The organism is Arthrobacter sp. 05N425 (assembly GCF_056397125.1).
The window spans coordinates 137,691-155,014 of record NZ_JBFTMU010000001.1; the positions used below are offsets into that span (position 1 = coordinate 137,691).

At 68.4% G+C, this 17,324-nt stretch carries 12 protein-coding genes; 9 read left to right on the plus strand and 3 right to left on the minus strand.

The genetic code is table 11. The annotated features are described in order from the left end of the window. Nucleotides 1–39: 39 nt before the first annotated feature. Nucleotides 40–1,323, plus strand: a complete 1,284-nt coding sequence (locus AC1DGE_RS00690; RefSeq protein WP_476916882.1) for an MFS transporter — start codon at nucleotides 40–42, stop codon at nucleotides 1,321–1,323. A gap of 28 nt (nucleotides 1,324–1,351) precedes the next feature. On the opposite strand, the gene AC1DGE_RS00695 is transcribed toward AC1DGE_RS00690, so the two are convergent. The 3 genes from AC1DGE_RS00695 to AC1DGE_RS00705 all read right to left on the minus strand — a co-directional run bounded on the left by AC1DGE_RS00695 (nucleotide 1,352) and on the right by AC1DGE_RS00705 (nucleotide 5,749). Further along, complete coding sequence (locus AC1DGE_RS00695) at nucleotides 1,352–2,617, minus strand: alpha/beta fold hydrolase (RefSeq protein WP_476916883.1); 1,266 nt, start codon at nucleotides 2,615–2,617, stop codon at nucleotides 1,352–1,354. A 64-nt stretch (nucleotides 2,618–2,681) separates the two neighbouring features. Then, the gene (locus AC1DGE_RS00700) at nucleotides 2,682–3,182 is read right to left on the minus strand and encodes an N-acetyltransferase family protein (protein WP_476916698.1); all 501 of its coding nucleotides are present in this window, start codon (nucleotides 3,180–3,182) and stop codon (nucleotides 2,682–2,684) included. Nucleotides 3,183–3,202: 20 nt separating this feature from the next. Further along, complete coding sequence (locus AC1DGE_RS00705) at nucleotides 3,203–5,749, minus strand: DEAD/DEAH box helicase (protein ID WP_476916699.1); 2,547 nt, start codon at nucleotides 5,747–5,749, stop codon at nucleotides 3,203–3,205. A gap of 177 nt (nucleotides 5,750–5,926) precedes the next feature. Here AC1DGE_RS00705 and AC1DGE_RS00710 point away from each other — a divergent pair, with 177 nt between their 5' ends. The 8 genes from AC1DGE_RS00710 (at nucleotide 5,927) to uvrC (ending at nucleotide 17,301) form a co-directional block, all read left to right on the plus strand. Continuing rightward, nucleotides 5,927–6,706: a trans-aconitate 2-methyltransferase gene (locus AC1DGE_RS00710; protein WP_476916700.1), complete on the plus strand. Its 780-nt coding sequence runs from the start codon at nucleotides 5,927–5,929 to the stop codon at nucleotides 6,704–6,706. Nucleotides 6,707–6,895: 189 nt separating this feature from the next. Beyond that, nucleotides 6,896–8,674, plus strand: a complete 1,779-nt coding sequence (locus tag AC1DGE_RS00715; protein ID WP_476916701.1) for an ABC transporter ATP-binding protein — start codon at nucleotides 6,896–6,898, stop codon at nucleotides 8,672–8,674. A 92-nt stretch (nucleotides 8,675–8,766) separates the two neighbouring features. Then, a complete protein-coding gene (locus AC1DGE_RS00720) occupies nucleotides 8,767–10,542 on the plus strand; it encodes an ABC transporter ATP-binding protein (RefSeq protein WP_476916884.1) in 1,776 nt (591 codons plus the stop codon). Continuing rightward, entirely contained in the window at nucleotides 10,539–10,931 is a 393-nt protein-coding gene (locus AC1DGE_RS00725; RefSeq protein ID WP_476916702.1) for a GntR family transcriptional regulator, read from the plus strand. The genes AC1DGE_RS00720 and AC1DGE_RS00725 overlap by 4 nt, the downstream gene beginning before the upstream one ends. Nucleotides 10,932–11,096: 165 nt before the next feature. Next, entirely contained in the window at nucleotides 11,097–13,958 is a 2,862-nt protein-coding gene (gene uvrA / locus AC1DGE_RS00730; RefSeq protein WP_476916885.1) for an excinuclease ABC subunit UvrA, read from the plus strand. A gap of 178 nt (nucleotides 13,959–14,136) precedes the next feature. Beyond that, entirely contained in the window at nucleotides 14,137–14,541 is a 405-nt protein-coding gene (locus tag AC1DGE_RS00735; RefSeq protein ID WP_476892589.1) for an HAD hydrolase-like protein, read from the plus strand. Beyond that, a complete protein-coding gene (locus tag AC1DGE_RS00740) occupies nucleotides 14,528–15,196 on the plus strand; it encodes a lysophospholipid acyltransferase family protein (protein ID WP_175323308.1) in 669 nt (222 codons plus the stop codon). Before AC1DGE_RS00735 ends, AC1DGE_RS00740 begins: the two co-directional genes overlap by 14 nt. A gap of 101 nt (nucleotides 15,197–15,297) precedes the next feature. After that, a complete protein-coding gene (gene uvrC / locus AC1DGE_RS00745; RefSeq protein WP_441418681.1) occupies nucleotides 15,298–17,301 on the plus strand; it encodes an excinuclease ABC subunit UvrC in 2,004 nt (667 codons plus the stop codon). Nucleotides 17,302–17,324: the final 23 nt, after the last annotated feature.

Here is a 17,324-nt window from a genome sequence, read left to right on the forward strand (position 1 = left end):
GCGCTGCACCCGCAACGGGTGCAGCGCCGTACCGTTGTGATGCTCAGTGCCGCCCAGTTGCTCAGCGGCGTCGGCGGCGGCGCCAGCCTTTCCGTCGGCTCGCTGCTGGCCGTCCAGCTCTCCGGCTCGAACGCCTGGGCGGGCTCGGTCACCACCACCATGACGCTCGCCGCTGCGCTGACCGCGCTGCCGCTTGCCGGGCTGGCGGGCCGGCGGGGACGCCGGGCAGCCCTCGTGACCGGGCTCCTGTCCGCCATGAGCGGCGCTGTGCTGGTGATCCTGGCGACCGTCACCGCCTTCTTCCCGTTGCTGCTGCTGGGCGCCGCCATGCTGGGCCTCGGCACGGCGGCCAACCTGCAGGCCCGCTTCGCCGCCGTCGACCTCGCAGAGCCGGAACACCGCGGACGGTCCCTCGCGATCGTGGTGTGGGCCGTGACCGTCGGCGCCGTGGCCGGGCCGAACCTCATCCAGCCCGGCGCGCTGGTGGGGCAGGCCCTCGGCCTGCCGCCGATTTCCGGGCCGTTCGTGTTCTCGACGGCCGGACTGGCCCTCGCCGCCTTGTTGCTGTTCATCGGGCTGCGCCCGGATCCGCTGCTGCTGGCTGCCCGGATCCGCGCAGCGGACGAGGAGCCGGCGAAAGGGACAGCGGGAACCCGGGGCAAGCATGCCCTGCGCAACGGACTGCGCGCGGTCCGGTCCTCCCCGCGCGCCCGGCTGGCGCTGCTCGCCGTCGTCGCGGCGCACGGCTGCATGGCCGCCGTGATGTCCATGACGCCGCTGCATCTGCAACTGCTCACCGAGGGCCCGATGGCCGGTCGCGCCGCGGAGCACGCCCACACCGCCGGCACGGACGTCTTCGTGCTGATCGGCTTCACGATCTCGCTGCACATCGCCGGCATGTACGCCCTTTCACCGGTCATGGGCTGGCTCACCGACCGGGTCGGCCGGCTCCCGGTGATCCTGCTGGGCCACGGGCTGATCCTGCTCGCCGTCTGCGTCGCGGGCTTCGGCCAGGCGCAGCCGGCCCTGGTCACCGTCGGACTGGTGCTGCTGGGGCTGGGCTGGTCGGCGGCCACCATCGCCGGTTCCACCCTGCTCGCGGAGAGTGTCGCGGTCGGCGAGCGGGTCCTCGTGCAGGGCGTGTCGGACACCCTGATGGGCGTCGCGGGCGCTGTTGGCTCGGGCTTCGCCGGTCTCGTGATGAGCGGAATCGGCTACCAGGGATTGAACCTCGTGGCGGCCGTCGTGGCTGCCGCGGTCCTGGCCGTGGTCTTCCAGGCGGCGGCGCGGTCACGCCGCAACCCGGAGCCTGCCGGGGCCTGAACCCCCGGCCGGGTAGCCGCGGACGCCGTCAGGCGCGCGTCGCGCGGGCCATGCCGAGCAGCCGGCCGAAGATCGCCTCGCCGTCGTCGGCGATGCCGTCGTGGTGGAACTCAGCGGACTCCCACACCTGCAGGCCGCGCACGGCTGCTGCAGTATCCAGCGACAGGTCCCGGTCCACGTAGATGTCGTCGGTGTACACGGCGGCGGCCACCGGAATGTTGTTCAGGGCCAGCCGCTCGGGGTCGTAGAGCGGTTTCCAGTCGTCCTTCTCGGCGAGCAGCTGCGCCACGGTGCGGAGCGGACGGAGGGCCGGATCCTGTTCGAAGTACCAGGGATAGACCATCTCGCCGGTTAGCAGCGGGGCGGCAGCGTCCGGGCGGAACTCCGGGAAGTCCTGGAGCACCCGCAGTGCCGCCCAGTCGGTGGCCTCGCCCTGGCCGTAGATGGATTCGTGCATGAGGGCGTACAGCGGGTTCGACGCGCGGGAGACAAGCCCGCGGACCTGCTCCAGGAAGCCGTCGGAGAGCCGGTCGCCGTCGGGGGTGCTGACGAAGGCATCCTCCAGCAGGTGGTGCAGCCCGTCCACCCGGGTGTTGCCGCCCAGGTAGGAACCCACCATCTGGAAGCGCTCCACGGTGAGCCTGCTGCCGTCGGGCAGGTACTCCTCGAAGTCGCGGAGGTGCCCGGCGATGCGGCTGACCAACTCCCGGTCCTGCGGGTACCAGCCGAAGTATTCGGCGTTGCGCGCTGCCACGCGGCGGAAGGTTGCCTGGTAGACCCGGTCCGCGGGGCCGGTCAGGGGCGCGAGGCCGCCGGTGATCAGCGCCTCGCGCAGCCCCTCGGGGGCGAAGGACAGGTAGCTCAGCGCGCAGAAGCCGCCGTAGCTCTGCCCGTAGATAGTCCAGGGCGCGGCGCCGAGGGTCCGCCGGATCGCCTCCGCGTCCGCCACAATCGAGTCGGCGCGGAAGTGCTCGAGGTACTGCGCCTGGTCCCGGTCGCTCCCGCGCAGCGGCAGGGTCTTGCGGTCGATGGGGGAGGAGAGCCCGGTGCCGCGCTGGTCCAGCATCAGGATGCGGAAGTCCTTCGCCGCGGCCTTGCTCCAGCCGCCCAGCGCGGGGAAGCGGTTGCCGCGGCCGCCGGGACCGCCCTGCAGGTACAGCAGCCACGGCAGTTCCGCGGCGGCCTCCTCGCTGTGGTCCGCGGAGACGTATTCCCGGGCGAAGACGGTGATCGTTTCGCCGTCGGCGCCGAAGTGGTCCAGCGGTACTTCAAAGTAATGCTCCGCGGTGCGCATGCCGCGGTAGTCGTGCCTGGCCTTGACGATGTGCGGGACGGAGGCCGTCCGAGTCGACGTTGTGTCAGCCACGGGCGTTAGCCGTCCGGGCGCCGGCGAATGCCTCCAAGGCGTCGCCGGTGAGCCGGAAGGTGGACCATTCGTCCATCGGGGCCGCGCCGAGGTTCTTGTAGAAGGCGATCGAGGGCTCGTTCCAGTCCAGCACGCTCCACTCCACCCGGGCGTAGCCGCGCTCCACGGCGGTGGCGGCCAGGTGCTGCAGCAGTGCCTTGCCGTGGCCGGCGCCGCGGGCTTCCGGCATGACGTAGAGATCCTCGAGGTAGATCCCGTGCACGCCTTCCCAGGTGGAGTAGTTCAGGAACCACAAAGCGAAGCCCTGGACGTCGCCGGCCTCATTCTCGGCCATGGTCGCGTACACGCGTGGGTTCTCGCCGAACAGTACCTGCGTGAGCATCTCGGGGGTGTTCCGGACGGCGTCCGGCTCCTTTTCGTAGATGGCCAGGTCATGGATCATCTGCAGGATGGCGGGAACGTCGGGGGCGGTGGCCGGGCGGATTACACTCATGGTCGCCAGTTTACTAGCGGCTACAGGCGGTTCACGTCGATCACGCGCACGACGGCGGTGCCGGTCTCGTCCGAGGCGGCCAGGTCCACCTCGGCGGAGATGCCCCAGTCATGGTTGCGGGCCGGGTCGTCGAAGATCTGCCGGACCTTCCAGACGCCCGGCTCCTCGGTGATGATCAGCAGGCCCGGACCGCGTGCGTCCGGGCCGGTGCCGATGTCCTCGTGCTCCTCGAAGTAGTCGTCCAGCGCGTCCTCCCAGCGCTCCGCATCCCAGCCGGAGCCAGCGTCGAGCTCGCCCAGCGCGGTGGCGGCCTCGTCCGCGAACAGTTCCACCCGGCGGAACATTTCGTTGCGGACCATCACCCGGAAGGCGCGGATATTGGAGGTCAGCGACGGCGGCGGGGGCGGCGGGGCATCGTGCCGGGTCGGGGCGGCGCCGGAGGTGAGTTCCTCCCATTCGTCCAGCAGGCTTGAGTCCACCTGGCGGACCAGCTCGCCGAGCCACGCGATCAGGTCCTCAAGGTCCTCGCGCAGCGCGTCCTGCGGCACCGTCTGCCGGAGTGCCTTGAAGCCGTCAGCCAGGTAGCGCAGCACAATGCCCTCGGAACGGGCCAGGCCGTAGAACTGGACGAATTCGCCGAAGTTCATTGCCCGTTCGTACATGTCCCGGATCACGGACTTGGGGGCGAGTTCGAAGTCGCCGATCCACGGCGCCGCCTTGCGGTACACGTCGAACGCCTCGCCGAGGATCTCCGCGAGCGGCTGCGGGTAGGTAACCTCCTCGAGCATGGCCATGCGCTGGTCGTACTCGATCCCGTCGGCCTTCATCGCGGCAATCGCCTCCCCGCGGGCCTTCTTCTGCTGCGCGGACAGGATCTGCCGCGGCTTCTCCAGCGTCGACTCGATCACCGAGACGACGTCGAGGGCATACGACGGCGACTCCGGATCCAGCAGCTCGAGGGCCGCCAGGGCGAAGGGGGAGAGCGGCTGGTTCAGGGCGAAGTTCGCCTGCAGGTGGACCGTGAGCCGGACGCTGCGGCCGTCCGGGCCTTGTTCCGCGGGCGGGATGCGTTCGACGACGCCGGCGGCCAGCAGCTCGCGGTAGATGCCCAGCGCCCTTTTCATCAGCTGCAGCTGCGCGGCGCGCGTCTCGTGGTTTTCGGTCAACAGGCGGCGCGCGGCCTTGAACGGATCGCCGGGGCGTTCCATCAGGTTCATCAGCATCGCGTGGGTGACGGTGAAGCTGGAGCCCAGCGGGTCCGGCACGGAATCCACCAGCCGCTTGTAGGTGGGTTCGCCCCAGGACACAAACCCCTCCGGCGGCTTCTTCTTGACGACCTGGCGCAGCTTCTTCTGGTCGTCGCCGAACTTCGCCGTGGCCTTGGCCATCGCCTTGACGTTCTCGATCACATGCTCGGGCGCTTGGACCACCACCGTCCCGGCGGTGTCATAGCCGGCCCGGCCCGCCCGGCCCGCGATCTGGTGGAACTCACGCGAATTCAGCAGGCGGGTGCGGACGCCGTCGTACTTGCTCAGCGCGGTCAGGAGCACGGTGCGGATGGGAACGTTGATGCCGACGCCCAGAGTGTCCGTGCCGCAGATGACCTTGAGCAGACCGGCCTGGGCCAGCTGTTCGACGAGCCGGCGGTACTTGGGCAGCATGCCGGCGTGGTGCACGCCGATGCCGTGCCGGACCAGCCGGTTGAGGGTCTTGCCGAAGCCCGCGGCGAAGCGGAAGCCGGCGATCAGCTCGGCGATCTTGTCCTTTTCCTCGCGGGTGCAGACGTTGATGCTCATCAGGTTCTGGGCCCGGTCGATCGCCTCGAGCTGGCTGAAGTGCACCACGTAAACCGGCACCTGCTTGGTGGAGAGGAGTTCCTCCAAGGTCTCGTGCACGGGGGTCTGCTGGTAGTAGAAGTGCAGCGGAATGGGCCGTTCCGCGGAGCTGACGGTCGTCGTCTGGCGTCCGGTCAGCTCGGTGATGCCCTCCTCGAAACGGCTCACGTCGCCGAGCGTGGCGGACATCAGCAGGAACTGGGCCTGCGGGAGTTCCAGCAGCGGCACCTGCCAGGCCCAGCCGCGCTGCGGATCGGAGTAGAAGTGGAACTCGTCCATGATCACCGCGCCAAGCTCCGCGGCGGATCCCTCGCGCAGGGCGATGTTCGCCAGGATTTCCGCGGTGCAGCAGATGATGGGCGCGTCCTGGTTGACGCCGGAATCGCCGGTGATCATGCCGACGTTTTCGGCGCCGAAGATCTCGCACAGGGCGAAGAATTTCTCCGAGACGAGGGCCTTGATCGGTGCGGTGTAATAGCTGCGCGCCCCGCGGGCCATGGCCTGGAAGTGCGCCGCGATCGCCACCAGCGACTTGCCCGAACCCGTGGGGGTCGCCAGGATGACGTTGGCGCCTGCGGCCAGCTCCATGATGGCCTCGTCCTGGGCGGTGTACAGGGCCAGGCCGCGGCTCTCCGTCCATTCGACGAACCGGGTGTAGAGCTCATCCGGATCGAGCCCGCTCCTGCCGGGAACTCGGGCGGCCGGGGCGGGGAGCTGATCAACAAGTTTCATTGCTTTCCAGCTTAGTGGCCCGCGGCGCGGCCGGCTGCCTGCCTCCGGGGCGGCATCCCGCGGTCAGACACCCGGGCCGGAAACCCGGGCCGGCATCCCGCGGTGCGGCGGCGACGTCCCGGGGCCGCTGCCGGGTTAGGCTTCGGCTGACGGCCTGAGCGGTGAAGCGAGGAATGCATGAAGTGGGATCCAGCCAAGTACGTGCAGTTCGGCGACTATCGGGACCGGCCGTTCTTCGACTTGACCGCCCGCATCCACGCTGAGGCTCCGCGGCATGTCGTCGACCTTGGCTGCGGACCGGGAAACCTGACCGCCACGCTGTCGGCGCGCTGGCCCGGCGCCGCGGTGCAGGGGCTGGACTCCTCCGCCGAAATGCTCGCGAAGTCGGCACCCTTCGCAGCCGCGGCGGACAATCTTTCCTTTGGCCTGGCGGACATCGCCGCGTGGATGCCCGCGCCGGATACCGACGTCGTCGTCACGAATGCCGCACTGCAGTGGGTGCCCGGGCATCGGGAGCTGCTGCCCCGCTGGCTCGGGGCGCTGCGTCCGGGAGCATGGTTTGCGCTCCAGGTGCCGGGCAATTTCAACGCCCCCTCGCACACCCTCATGCGGACCCTCGCCGATTCGGATGAGTGGTCCGCCCGACTGGCCGGAGTGCTGCGGCATGACGACGTGGTGGGCGAGCCTGCGGATTACCTCGAACTGATGCTCGACGCCGGCTGCGATGCCGACGCCTGGGAGACCACGTACCTCCAGCTCCTGCCGGGCGCCGATCCGGTGCTTGAGTGGGTGCGGGGGACTGGCCTGCGCCCGGTGCTGGCCGAGCTCACGCCGGAAGAGGCCGCCCGGTTCGAGCGGGACTACGCGCGGCTGCTGAACGAGGCTTACCCGCCGGGCGGCCACGGAACGGTTTTCCCCTTCCGGAGGGTGTTCGCCGTGGGCCGCAAGCGGAGCTGAGAGGGTGCCGGACCCATGCCGCCGCCCGGGGGTGCACGGTGCGAACCCTTCCGCCGGCCGGGCTCTTTGACGAATGTGACACGCCGTGTGACAACAAGCGGCATGTGATGGGGCTTACAATGACAAGGCGGTCTGGGGGCGGCCGCGGTCTGGTCCGATTCCGAGCCCTGTTCTAGTGATGGAGGTTCGGTGCTATTTAGCCTGATGGGGCGCCTGCTCGTCGCCCACAGGATGACCGTTCTGGCCATCATTTGCCTGCAGCTCGTGCAGACCACCGCCAACCTGATGCTTCCGACCCTCAACGCTGCCATTATCGACGACGGCATTGTCGCCGGCGACACGCCCGTGATCCTGCGCCTGGGAGCCTGGATGGCGGTAGTTGCTGCCCTCCAGGTCGGTGCCGCCATCGCCGCAGGCTACCTCGGCGCCGTCGTCGCCATGCGCGTGGGGCGGGAGTTGCGCGAGGAGCTTTTTGCCAAGGTGCAGACCTTTTCCTCGCAGGAGGTCGGCGTGTTCGGGGCGCCCAGCCTGGTCACCAGGGCCACCAATGACGTCACGCAGATCCAGAACCTCACCGTCCTGGTCTTCACCATGCTCGTCGCCGCGCCCGCCAGCTTCATCGGCGGCATCGTCCTCGCGGTGCGCCAGGACCTGCCGCTGTCCGGGATTGTGGTGGCCGTGATCCCGGTTCTCGCGGGACTCATGCTGCTGATTGTGCGCCGGCTGATTCCGCTGTACCGGCGCGGCCAGGGACTCATCGACCGGATCAGCCGGGTCCTGCGCGAACAGATCATTGGCGCCAACGTTATCCGCGGCTTTGTCCGGCAGGAGCATGAAATCCGGCGCTTCGATGCGGCCAACAGGGACCTCACCAGGAACAACCTCGACTCTGCGCTGCTGGTTGCCGGCATGAATCCAATGATCATGGTGGTGGTTAACCTGTCCTCCGTCGCGGTGGTCTGGTTCGGCGGCCACCGGATCCAGTCCGGACAGATGCGCCTCGGCGCGCTGACCGCGTTTATCGCCTACATCCTGCAGATCCTGATCGCCATCATGATGGCCATGTACGTCTTCACGACGGCCCCGCGGGCCGCTGCCTGCGCGGAGCGCATCCAGGAAGTCCTGGACACCGAACCGTCCATCGGCGGTCCGGAGCCGGACCCGGCGCCGGCGAAGCTGCTGCCCCCGGAACGGGTGCCCCGTTCGGGTCGGGGCCCCGTCCCCGCAGGCACCGTGGAGTTCCACGACGTCGAATTCGCCTATCCCGGCGCCGAAGCCCCGGTCCTCACCGGGGTCACGTTCACGGCCGCTCCCGGAACCACGACGGCGGTCATCGGTGCCACGGGAAGCGGCAAGACCACGCTGCTGAATCTGCTGCCGCGCTTCCTTGACCCGACGGCGGGCAGCATCAGCATCGGCGGCCGCGGGACCCGATCGCTGCCGCTTGCTGAGCTGCGCGGACTGATCTCCGTGGTGCCGCAGCATTCCTACCTCTTCTCCGGGACCCTCGCGGAGAACCTGCGCGTGGGCGGCCCGGACGCGACTGATGCGGAACTGTGGCAGGCCCTGGCGACCGCCCAGGCGGGCGACTTTGTCCGCGACCTCCCGGGCGGGCTCGAGGCGCCGGTCAGCCAGGGCGGCACAAACTTTTCCGGCGGGCAGCGCCAGCGCCTGTGCATCGCCCGGGCACTCCTCCGGCCCGCGCCCGTCTACCTCTTCGACGACAGTTTCTCCGCCCTTGATTACGGCACCGACGAGAGGCTCCGCGCCGCCCTGGAACCGGCGCTGCGGGCGGCCACCGTCCTGGTGGTGGCGGAACGCGTGTCCACGATCGAGAAGGCGGGCCTGATCCTCGTGCTCGAGGACGGCCGGCTGGTGGCCAAAGGCACCCACCAGGAACTGATGGAGTCGTCGCGGGCCTACCAGGAGATCGCCGCCTCCCAACTGGTGCTGGAGGAAACTCCGTGAGCGCGGATGTCGCCGCGCGGGGCGGAACGGCTGCAAGCAAATGGCGGACGGCCGGAAGGCTGCTGGGACTCCTGACGCCGGTACGCCGCCGCATGGCCGGTGCCATCGCCGCCACCTGCGCCTTCGCGGCGCTGAACGTGGCGGCCCCCAAATACCTTGGCGACGCCACCGACGTCGTGGTCCAAAGCGTCGTCGGCGGCACCTTCGACGAGCGCAGGCTCGGCCGGCTGCTGCTAGCGGTCGCCTTGATGTACCTGGGCGCCTCGCTGTTCAGCTGGATCCAGGGCGCCCTGACCGCGACGGCGGTGCAGCGGCTCGGCTACGGGCTCCGCGCCGCCGTCGAACAAAAGCTCCATCTGCTGCCTTCCAGCCATTTCGACGACCAGCACCGGGGCGACGTACTCAGCCGGGCCACCAACGACGTCGACAACGTCTCGCAGGCGCTCAACCAGTTGCTCAACCAGCTCATCATGTCGGTGTTGATGCTCTCCGGCGCCCTGGCCATGATGTTATGGCTCTCGCCGCTGCTGGCCGTGATTGCGCTGGCCTCGGTCCCGGTCTCCACCTTGATCACGGTGCTCGTGGCGCGGCGGTCGCAGGCGCACTTCACCGAGCAGTGGGCCAGCACCGGTGAACTTAATGCCCACTTGGAGGAGTTCTTCACCGGGCACGAAGTGGTCAAGGCATTTGGCCGGCAGGGGGCGGCCGCGGCCACCTTCGGGGAAAGCAATACGCGGCTGTTCCGGGCAGCTTCGAGCGCTCAGTACGTGTCCGGGGTCGTGCAGCCCCTGATGATTTTCGTCTCCAACCTCAACTACATCGCCGTCGCCGTCATCGGCGCGCTTCAGGTGGCCGCAGGCACCATGACGATCGGGGGCGTCCAGGCCTTCATTCAGTTCAGCCGGCTCTTCAGCCAGCCAATGGGCCAGATCGGCGGAATGCTCAACCTGATGCAGTCCTGCGTGGCCTCCGCGGAACGCGTCTTCGCGCTGCTGGACGCACCGGAAATCCCCGCGGATGCTGCGCCCTCTGCCGCTGGCGCCGCCCGTGCCGCCGCCGCCCGTGCCGGCGCCGCCGGAGCCGCCGCCGCGGAGCCCGCACCTCCGGGGCGGGTCAGCTTCGAAAGCGTCACCTTCGGCTACGGTCCCGGTGCCCCCGTCGTGGAGGACCTCTCCTTCGCAGTCGAGCCGGGCCAGACCGTCGCTATCGTCGGGCCGACCGGAGCCGGGAAGACCACGGTGGTCAACCTGCTGATGCGGTTCTACGAGCTGGACGGCGGGCGGATCACCGTGGACGGCATCGACATCGCCGAAATACCGCGCGACGCGTTGCGGTCCGCCTTCGGCACCGTGATGCAGGACGCCTGGCTCTTCACCGGCAGCATCCGGGAGAACATCGAATACGGCAGGCCCGGCGCCAGCGACGGCGAGATCATCGCCGCGGCGCAGGCCAGCCACGTGGACCAGTTCGTCCGCGCCCTCCCGGCCGGCTATGCCACCATGCTCGGCAACGACGGCGACTCCCTCAGCCGGGGCCAGCGCCAGCTCATCTCGATCGCCCGGGCGCAGCTGGCCGGCCGCGGCGTCCTGATCCTCGACGAGGCCACCAGCTCGGTGGACAGCCGCACCGAAGCCCAGATCCGGCAGGCAATGGCCCGGCTGCGCCAGGGCCGGACCAGCTTCGTGATCGCCCACCGCTTGTCCACGGTCCGGGACGCTGATCTAATTCTGGTCATGGACCACGGACGGATTGTTGAACAGGGAAACCACCAGGAACTGATGGCGGGGGGCGGTTTCTACGCCGCCCTCTACCGGGCCCAGTTCGCCGGCCGCGAACAGCCCGAGAGCGTTCTGGAGCCTGAGCTGTGAGTTCCGCGGAACGTGCCGCCACACAATTTCCAGGCAGCTGGAAGCCAAACACGGGCAGCTCGGTGCCGCTGTTTGAGCAGCTCCGGCTGAACATCATCGAGCAGGCGGACAACGGCACCCTGGCGCCGGGCACCCGCCTGCCGGCCGTCCGCAGCCTGGCAGGGGAGTTGGGGGTGGCGCCGCACACCGTGGCGCGCGCCTACAAGGAACTCGAGGCCGCCGGCGTGGTCGCGACCCGCGGCCGGAACGGCACCGTCGTCTGTGCCCGGGACGAGGCCTGGGGCTCGCTTACCGCTGCCGCCTCGGAGTTCGCGGCGGCAGCCAAAGCCCAGGGCGCCAGCTTCGCCGAGGCCGTTCAACTACTGGCGGCGGCGTACGACCGCCAATAGCACACCGGCCCTCCGAATGGATATTCGAAGAAGTTTTCGATTAGCATTAGAGGCGTGCCTAAAGCCGTAGCTGAAGAACCCGCCGTTGATGTCCAGCCCGCCGCCGTACCGGTGAAGTCCGGAAAATCGGCAGGCCCCAAGCCGTCCAGCCCGGCCTCGTCGGGCATAGAGCTGGCCCGCCCGGACCTGTCCCGACTCGTCGTGAAGGGCGCGCGCGAACACAACCTGCGCAACGTCGACCTCGACCTGCCGCGCGACGCGATGATCGTCTTCACCGGCCTTTCCGGCTCCGGTAAGTCCTCCCTGGCCTTCGACACCATCTTCGCCGAGGGACAGCGGCGCTACGTGGAGTCGCTCTCCGCCTACGCCCGCCAGTTCCTGGGCCAGGTGGACAAGCCCGACGTCGACTTCATCGAAGGCCTGTCGCCCGCGGTGTCGATCGACCAGAAGTCCACGAGCAAGAACCCCCGTTCCACCGTGGGCACGATCACCGAGATCTACGACTACATGCGCCTGCTCTGGGCCCGGGTGGGACGCCCGCACTGCCCCGTCTGCGGCGAGCCGGTGACCAAGCAGACCCCGCAGCAGATCGTCGACCAGCTCCTGGAACTGCCCGAGGGCACCCGGTTCCAGGTGCTGGCACCGGTGGTCCGCGGCCGCAAGGGCGAATTCGTCGAGCTGTTCAAGGAGCTCACGGCGAAGGGCTACTCAAGGGCCCGGGTGGACGACAAGCTGATCCAGCTCAGCGATCCGCCCAAGCTGGGCAAGCAGTTCAAGCACACCATTGAGGTGGTGGTGGACCGCCTCGTCGTCAAGGAAGGCATCAGCCAGCGCCTCACCGACTCGGTGGAAACCGCCCTGGGCCTTGCCGAGGGCCGCGTGCTGGCCGAATTCGTCGACCTCGAGGCGGATGACCCGGAACGGATCCGTGCCTTCTCCGAGCACCTCGCCTGCCCCAACGAGCACCCCCTCGCGATCGACGAAATCGAACCCCGCTCGTTCTCCTTCAACAATCCCTTTGGCGCCTGCTCCGCCTGCAGCGGCATCGGCACCAAGCTCGAGGTCGATGAGGAACTCCTCATCCCCAACCCGGAGCTCTCCCTCGCCGAAGGCGCCATCGCGCCCTGGTCGCTCGGCACCGCCACCACCGAGTACTGGAACCGGCTCCTCGGCGGCCTGGCCAAGGAAATTGGCTTCAAGATGACCACGCCTTGGGAGAAGCTCTCCACTGAGGCGCGGCAGACCGTGCTGCACGGCAAGGACCACAAGGTCGTCGTGCAGTACCGCAACCGCTTCGGCCGGGAACGCAAGTACAGCACCGGCTTCGAGGGCGTTGTCCAGTACGTGCACCGCAAGCACACGGAAACGGATTCCGACTCGGCGCGGGACCGCTACGAGGAGTACATGCGCCAGGTCCCGTGCCCGGCCTGCAACGGCGCCCGGCTGAACCCGGCGTCGCTCTCCGTGCTGATCAACGGCAAGTCGATTGCCGAGGTCGCCGCGCTGCCGATGCGCGAATGCGCGCACTTCCTGGACACCCTGGTCCTCAGCGGCCGGGAGGCCCAGATCGCCCACCAGGTCCTCAAGGAGATCCAGGCCCGCCTGACCTTCCTGCTCGACGTCGGCCTGGAGTACCTGAACCTGGAGCGGCCCTCCGGCACCCTGTCCGGCGGCGAGGCCCAGCGCATCCGCCTGGCCACCCAGATCGGTTCCGGCCTGGTCGGCGTGCTGTACGTCCTCGACGAGCCCTCGATCGGCCTGCACCAGCGCGACAACCGGCGTCTGATCGAAACCCTCACCCGGCTCCGGGACCTCGGCAACACCCTGATCGTGGTCGAGCACGACGAAGACACCATCCAGGAGGCGGACTGGGTGGTCGACATCGGACCGGGCGCCGGCGAGCACGGCGGCATGGTGGTCCACTCCGGGTCCTACCAGGACCTGCTGAAGAACACCGAGTCCCTGACCGGCGATTACCTCTCCGGACGTAAGTCCATCGAGGTGCCGAAGAAGCGGCGCAAGTACGACAAGAAGCGCGAGCTGAAAGTCGTCGGCGCCAAGGAAAACAACCTGCTGAACGTGGACGCAGCCTTCCCGCTGGGCCTGTTCACCGCCGTCACCGGCGTCAGCGGATCCGGCAAGTCCACCCTTGTCAACGAGATCCTCTACAAGGTGCTCGCCAACAAGCTCAACGGCGCCAAGCAGGTCGCCGGACGGCACAAGACGGTCCAGGGCCTCGAGCACCTGGACAAGGTGGTGCACGTCGACCAGAGCCCCATCGGCCGCACCCCGCGGTCCAACCCGGCCACCTACACGGGCGTCTTCGACCACATCCGGAAGCTCTTTGCCGAGACCACCGAGGCCAAGGTCCGCGGTTACCAGCCCGGCCGGTTCTCCTTCAACGTCAAGGGCGGACGCTGCGAGGCCTGCTCCGGCGACGGCACGCTGAAGATCGAGATGAACTTCCTGCCGGACGTGTATGTGCCCTGCGAGGTCTGCCACGGCGCCCGCTACAACCGCGAAACGCTCGAGGTGCACTACAAGGGCAAGACCATCGCGGACGTCCTGAACATGCCGATCGAGGAGGGCGCCGAGTTCTTCGCCGCGTTCTCGCCGATCGCCCGGCACCTCAAGACCCTGGTCGACGTCGGCCTCGGCTACGTGCGGCTCGGCCAGCCTGCAACCACCCTTTCCGGCGGCGAGGCGCAGCGCGTGAAGCTGGCCGCGGAGCTGCAGAAGCGCTCCAACGGCCGCAGCGTCTACGTCCTGGACGAGCCCACCACCGGGCTGCACTTCGAGGACATCCGCAAGCTGCTGATGGTGCTGCAGGGCCTGGTCGAAAAGGGCAACACCGTGATTACGATCGAGCACAACCTGGACGTCATCAAGAGCGCCGACTGGATCGTGGACCTGGGACCCGACGGCGGTTCCGGCGGCGGCCGGATCGTTGCCTCTGGAACACCGGAGCAGGTGGCCAAGTCCAAGGAAAGCCACACAGCGGCCTTCCTGGCCGACATCCTGGGCTGACCGGGGTTCGCTGACTGCGAGGCGACACCCGCCCCATGACGCGCAAATGCCCTGCCGCTACCGGACTTCCGGCGGCGGCAGGGCATTTGCGCGTCGTCGCGAAGCGAAGTACCCACGATGTATTCCCGAAGGAGTATGTGAATTTCTGGCAGCCGCGCACTCGTGAGAAACTAGGCCCGTGACGCCCACAACCGTGCCCGTGATCTTCGACCTCGACGGCACTCTTGTCGATCCTGCCGGGGGGACAGCGGACGGAATCGCAGCGCCCCTCACCGAACTTCGCCTCCCGCATCCGGGGAAGTCCGTCGCTGACGAGGCCGGCGCCGGGCCGGGGGCGGGTCCCGTCCCCGCAGGCCAGGCCGTCATGGTGGGGGACCGGGCGCAGGACGTGGCCGGGGCGGCTGCGAACGGATCGGACTGTGTCGGCGTAGGCTGGGGTTTTGCGCCCGACGGCGAACTCCACGCGGCCGGCGCCGTCGAGATCGTGCACACCACTGCGGCGCTTCACGCTACGATCACCAGACTCTCCGAATGCCCGGGGACCACAGCCCTGAATGAGGTGCACACCATTGGCAATGTTTGACGCGATCCGCTGGACGACCCGCGGGCTCATTTCCTCGACCTGCCGTCCCACCGTGATCGGCCTCGAGAACGTGCCCAAGGAGGGTCCCTTCATCGTGGCGCCGAACCACCTGTCCTTCCTCGACAGTGTGATCGTCCAGGCCCTCATGCCGCGCCCCGTGGCTTTTTTCGCCAAAGCGGAATATTTCACCACGGGCGGCGCCAAGGGCAAGCTGATGAAGTCCTTCTTCGAAGCCGTCGGTTCCATTCCGGTCGAACGCGGTGAACAGGCCGCCAGCGTCCAGGCGCTGAAGACGCTGTTGGACATCCTCGACGCCGGCAAGGGCGTTGGAATCTACCCGGAGGGCACCCGCTCCCGTGACGGCATTCTCTACCGCGGACGCACCGGCGTCGGTTGGCTTGCCCTCACCACCGGCGCCCCGGTCATCCCGGTGGGCCTGATCGGCACCGAAAACCTGCAGCCGGCGGACAGCAACAAGGTGACACCGCAGCACTTCACCATGAAGGTGGGCGAGCCCCTGTACTTCGACAAAACCGGCCCGGACCACTCCCTGCCGGCGCGCCGACAGGTCACGGACCGGATCATGGACGCCATCGCCGAACTGAGCGGCCAGCAGCGGGCCACCACCTACAACCAGAGCAAAAGCGTCGATTAGCGCTGCTCCCTGCCGCGGACACCCGTCCGGTCACCCGTCCGCCACACCCGCACGGGAGCCGACGGTCGGGGCGGTCCCGCCCGGCTTAGTAGAATGGACTAGTGGCAAATCCAGCTAGTTACCGTCCCCAGACGGGGGAGATACCGACCAACCCGGGCGTGTACCGCTTTCGCGATCCGCATGGCCGGGTCATTTACGTCGGCAAGGCCAAGAACCTCCGGTCCCGGCTGAACTCCTACTTCGCCAACCCCGCGGGCCTGCTGCCCAAGACGTATGCCATGGTGCACACCGCCAGCAGCGTGGAATGGACCGTCGTCGGCAGCGAACTGGAATCCCTGCAGCTCGAATACACCTGGATCAAAGAATTCAAGCCGCGGTTCAACGTCATGTTCCGCGATGACAAGAGCTACCCCTACCTCGCCGTCACGATGGGGGAGAAGTACCCCCGGGTGCAGGTCCTCCGCGGCGAACGGCGCAAGGGGACCCGGTATTTCGGGCCCTACACGGCCGGCGCCATCCGCGACACCATGGACACCCTGCTGCGGGTCTTCCCGGTCCGCAGCTGCAGCCCCGGCGTCCTGAAACGCGCAGAAGCCAGCGGCCGTCCCTGCCTGCTCGGCTACATCGACAAGTGCGCGGCGCCCTGCGTCGGCCGGATCTCGGCGGAGGACCACCGGGCCCTGGCCGAGGATTTCTGCGCCTTCATGGGCGGCGAAGCCAAGCGCTTCGTGTCCCGGCTCGAGAAGGACATGGCCGCCGCCGTCGCGGAGCTCGACTACGAACGCGCGGCCCGGGTGCGCGATGACATCATCGCGCTGAAAAAGGTCTTTGAACGCAATGCCGTGGTCCTGGCCGAGGATACCGACGCCGACGTGTTCGCGCTGCACGAGGACGAGCTTGAGGCCGCAGTCCAGGTCTTCCACGTCCGGGGCGGCCGGATCCGCGGCCAGCGCGGCTGGGTGGTGGAAAAGGTCGAGGACACCACCACGCCCGACCTCGTCGAGCACTTGCTCCAACAGGTCTACGGCGAGGAAGGCGAAAGCCAAGGCCGGATGCCCCGCGAGGTTCTGGTGCCGGCCGAGCCCAGCAACGCCGCCGAACTCGCCCAATGGCTCAGCGGGCTGCGGGGGGCCCGGGTGGACATTCGTGTCCCGCAGCGCGGCGACAAGGCCACGCTGCTCTCCACCGTCCGGGACAACGCCGAACACGCCCTCAAGCTGCACAAGTCCCGGCGCGCCGGCGACCTGACGATGCGTTCCCAGGCGCTCCAGGAACTGCAGGAAGCCCTGGATCTGCCGGTCGCGTTGATGCGGATTGAATGCTTCGATATCTCGCACATCCAGGGCACCAACGTGGTCGGCTCCATGGTGGTGGTCGAGGACGGCCTGCCGAAGAAATCCGACTACCGGAAATTCTCGGTCACCGGTGCCGCGGCCAACGACGACACGGCGGCCATGCATGACGTCCTGACCCGCCGCTTCCGGAACTACCTGCAGGAACAAGCCGATAAAACGGCCGACGGTTCCGGGCCGCTGGCCGTCGCCCAGGCCGCCGCCGTGGCCCCGGTCGCGGACACCACGACGCCGGCGCCGAAGACGAAATTCGCCTACCCGCCCAACCTCGTCGTCGTCGACGGCGGCAAGCCGCAGGTGAACGCGGCAGCGAAGGCCCTCGAAGAGCTCGGCATCGAGGATGTCTATGTGGTCGGACTCGCCAAGCGGCTCGAGGAGGTCTGGCTGCCGGACAGCGACTTCCCGGTCATCCTGCCGCGCGCCTCGGCCGGTCTCTATCTGTTGCAGCGGATCCGGGACGAGGCGCACCGCTTCGCCATCTCCTTCCACCGGCAAAAGCGCGGCAAGGCCATGACAGTCTCCGCGCTGGACGGCGTGCCCGGCCTCGGCGACTCCAAGCGCAAGGCGCTCCTGAACCAGTTCGGCTCGGTGAAAAGCATCAAGGCCGCCACGGTCGAGGAGCTGACGGCCGCCAAGGGGGTCGGACCAGCCCTCGCCGGGGCAATCGTGCGGCATTTCAACGCGGCGGAGGACACGGAAGGGCCCGCCGCGCCGGCCGTCAACATGACAACCGGCGAAATCCTCGAAACTTAGCTAGCTCCGGCAATCTTAGCTAG

Bases quoted from the DNA above. Each gene is read 5' to 3' on its own strand.
- AC1DGE_RS00720 (WP_476916884.1), top strand. From the start codon at position 8,767: ATGGCCGGTGCCATCGCCGCCACCTGCGCCTTCGCGGCGCTGAACGTG.
- AC1DGE_RS00690 (WP_476916882.1), top strand. From the start codon at position 40: ATGCTCAGTGCCGCCCAGTTGCTCAGCGGCGTCGGCGGCGGCGCCAGC.
- AC1DGE_RS00710 (WP_476916700.1), top strand. From the start codon at position 5,927: ATGAAGTGGGATCCAGCCAAGTACGTGCAGTTCGGCGACTATCGGGAC.
- AC1DGE_RS00705 (WP_476916699.1), bottom strand. From the start codon at position 5,749: ATGAAACTTGTTGATCAGCTCCCCGCCCCGGCCGCCCGAGTTCCCGGC.
- AC1DGE_RS00695 (WP_476916883.1), bottom strand. From the start codon at position 2,617: ATGCGCACCGCGGAGCATTACTTTGAAGTACCGCTGGACCACTTCGGC.
- AC1DGE_RS00700 (WP_476916698.1), bottom strand. From the start codon at position 3,182: ATGAGTGTAATCCGCCCGGCCACCGCCCCCGACGTTCCCGCCATCCTG.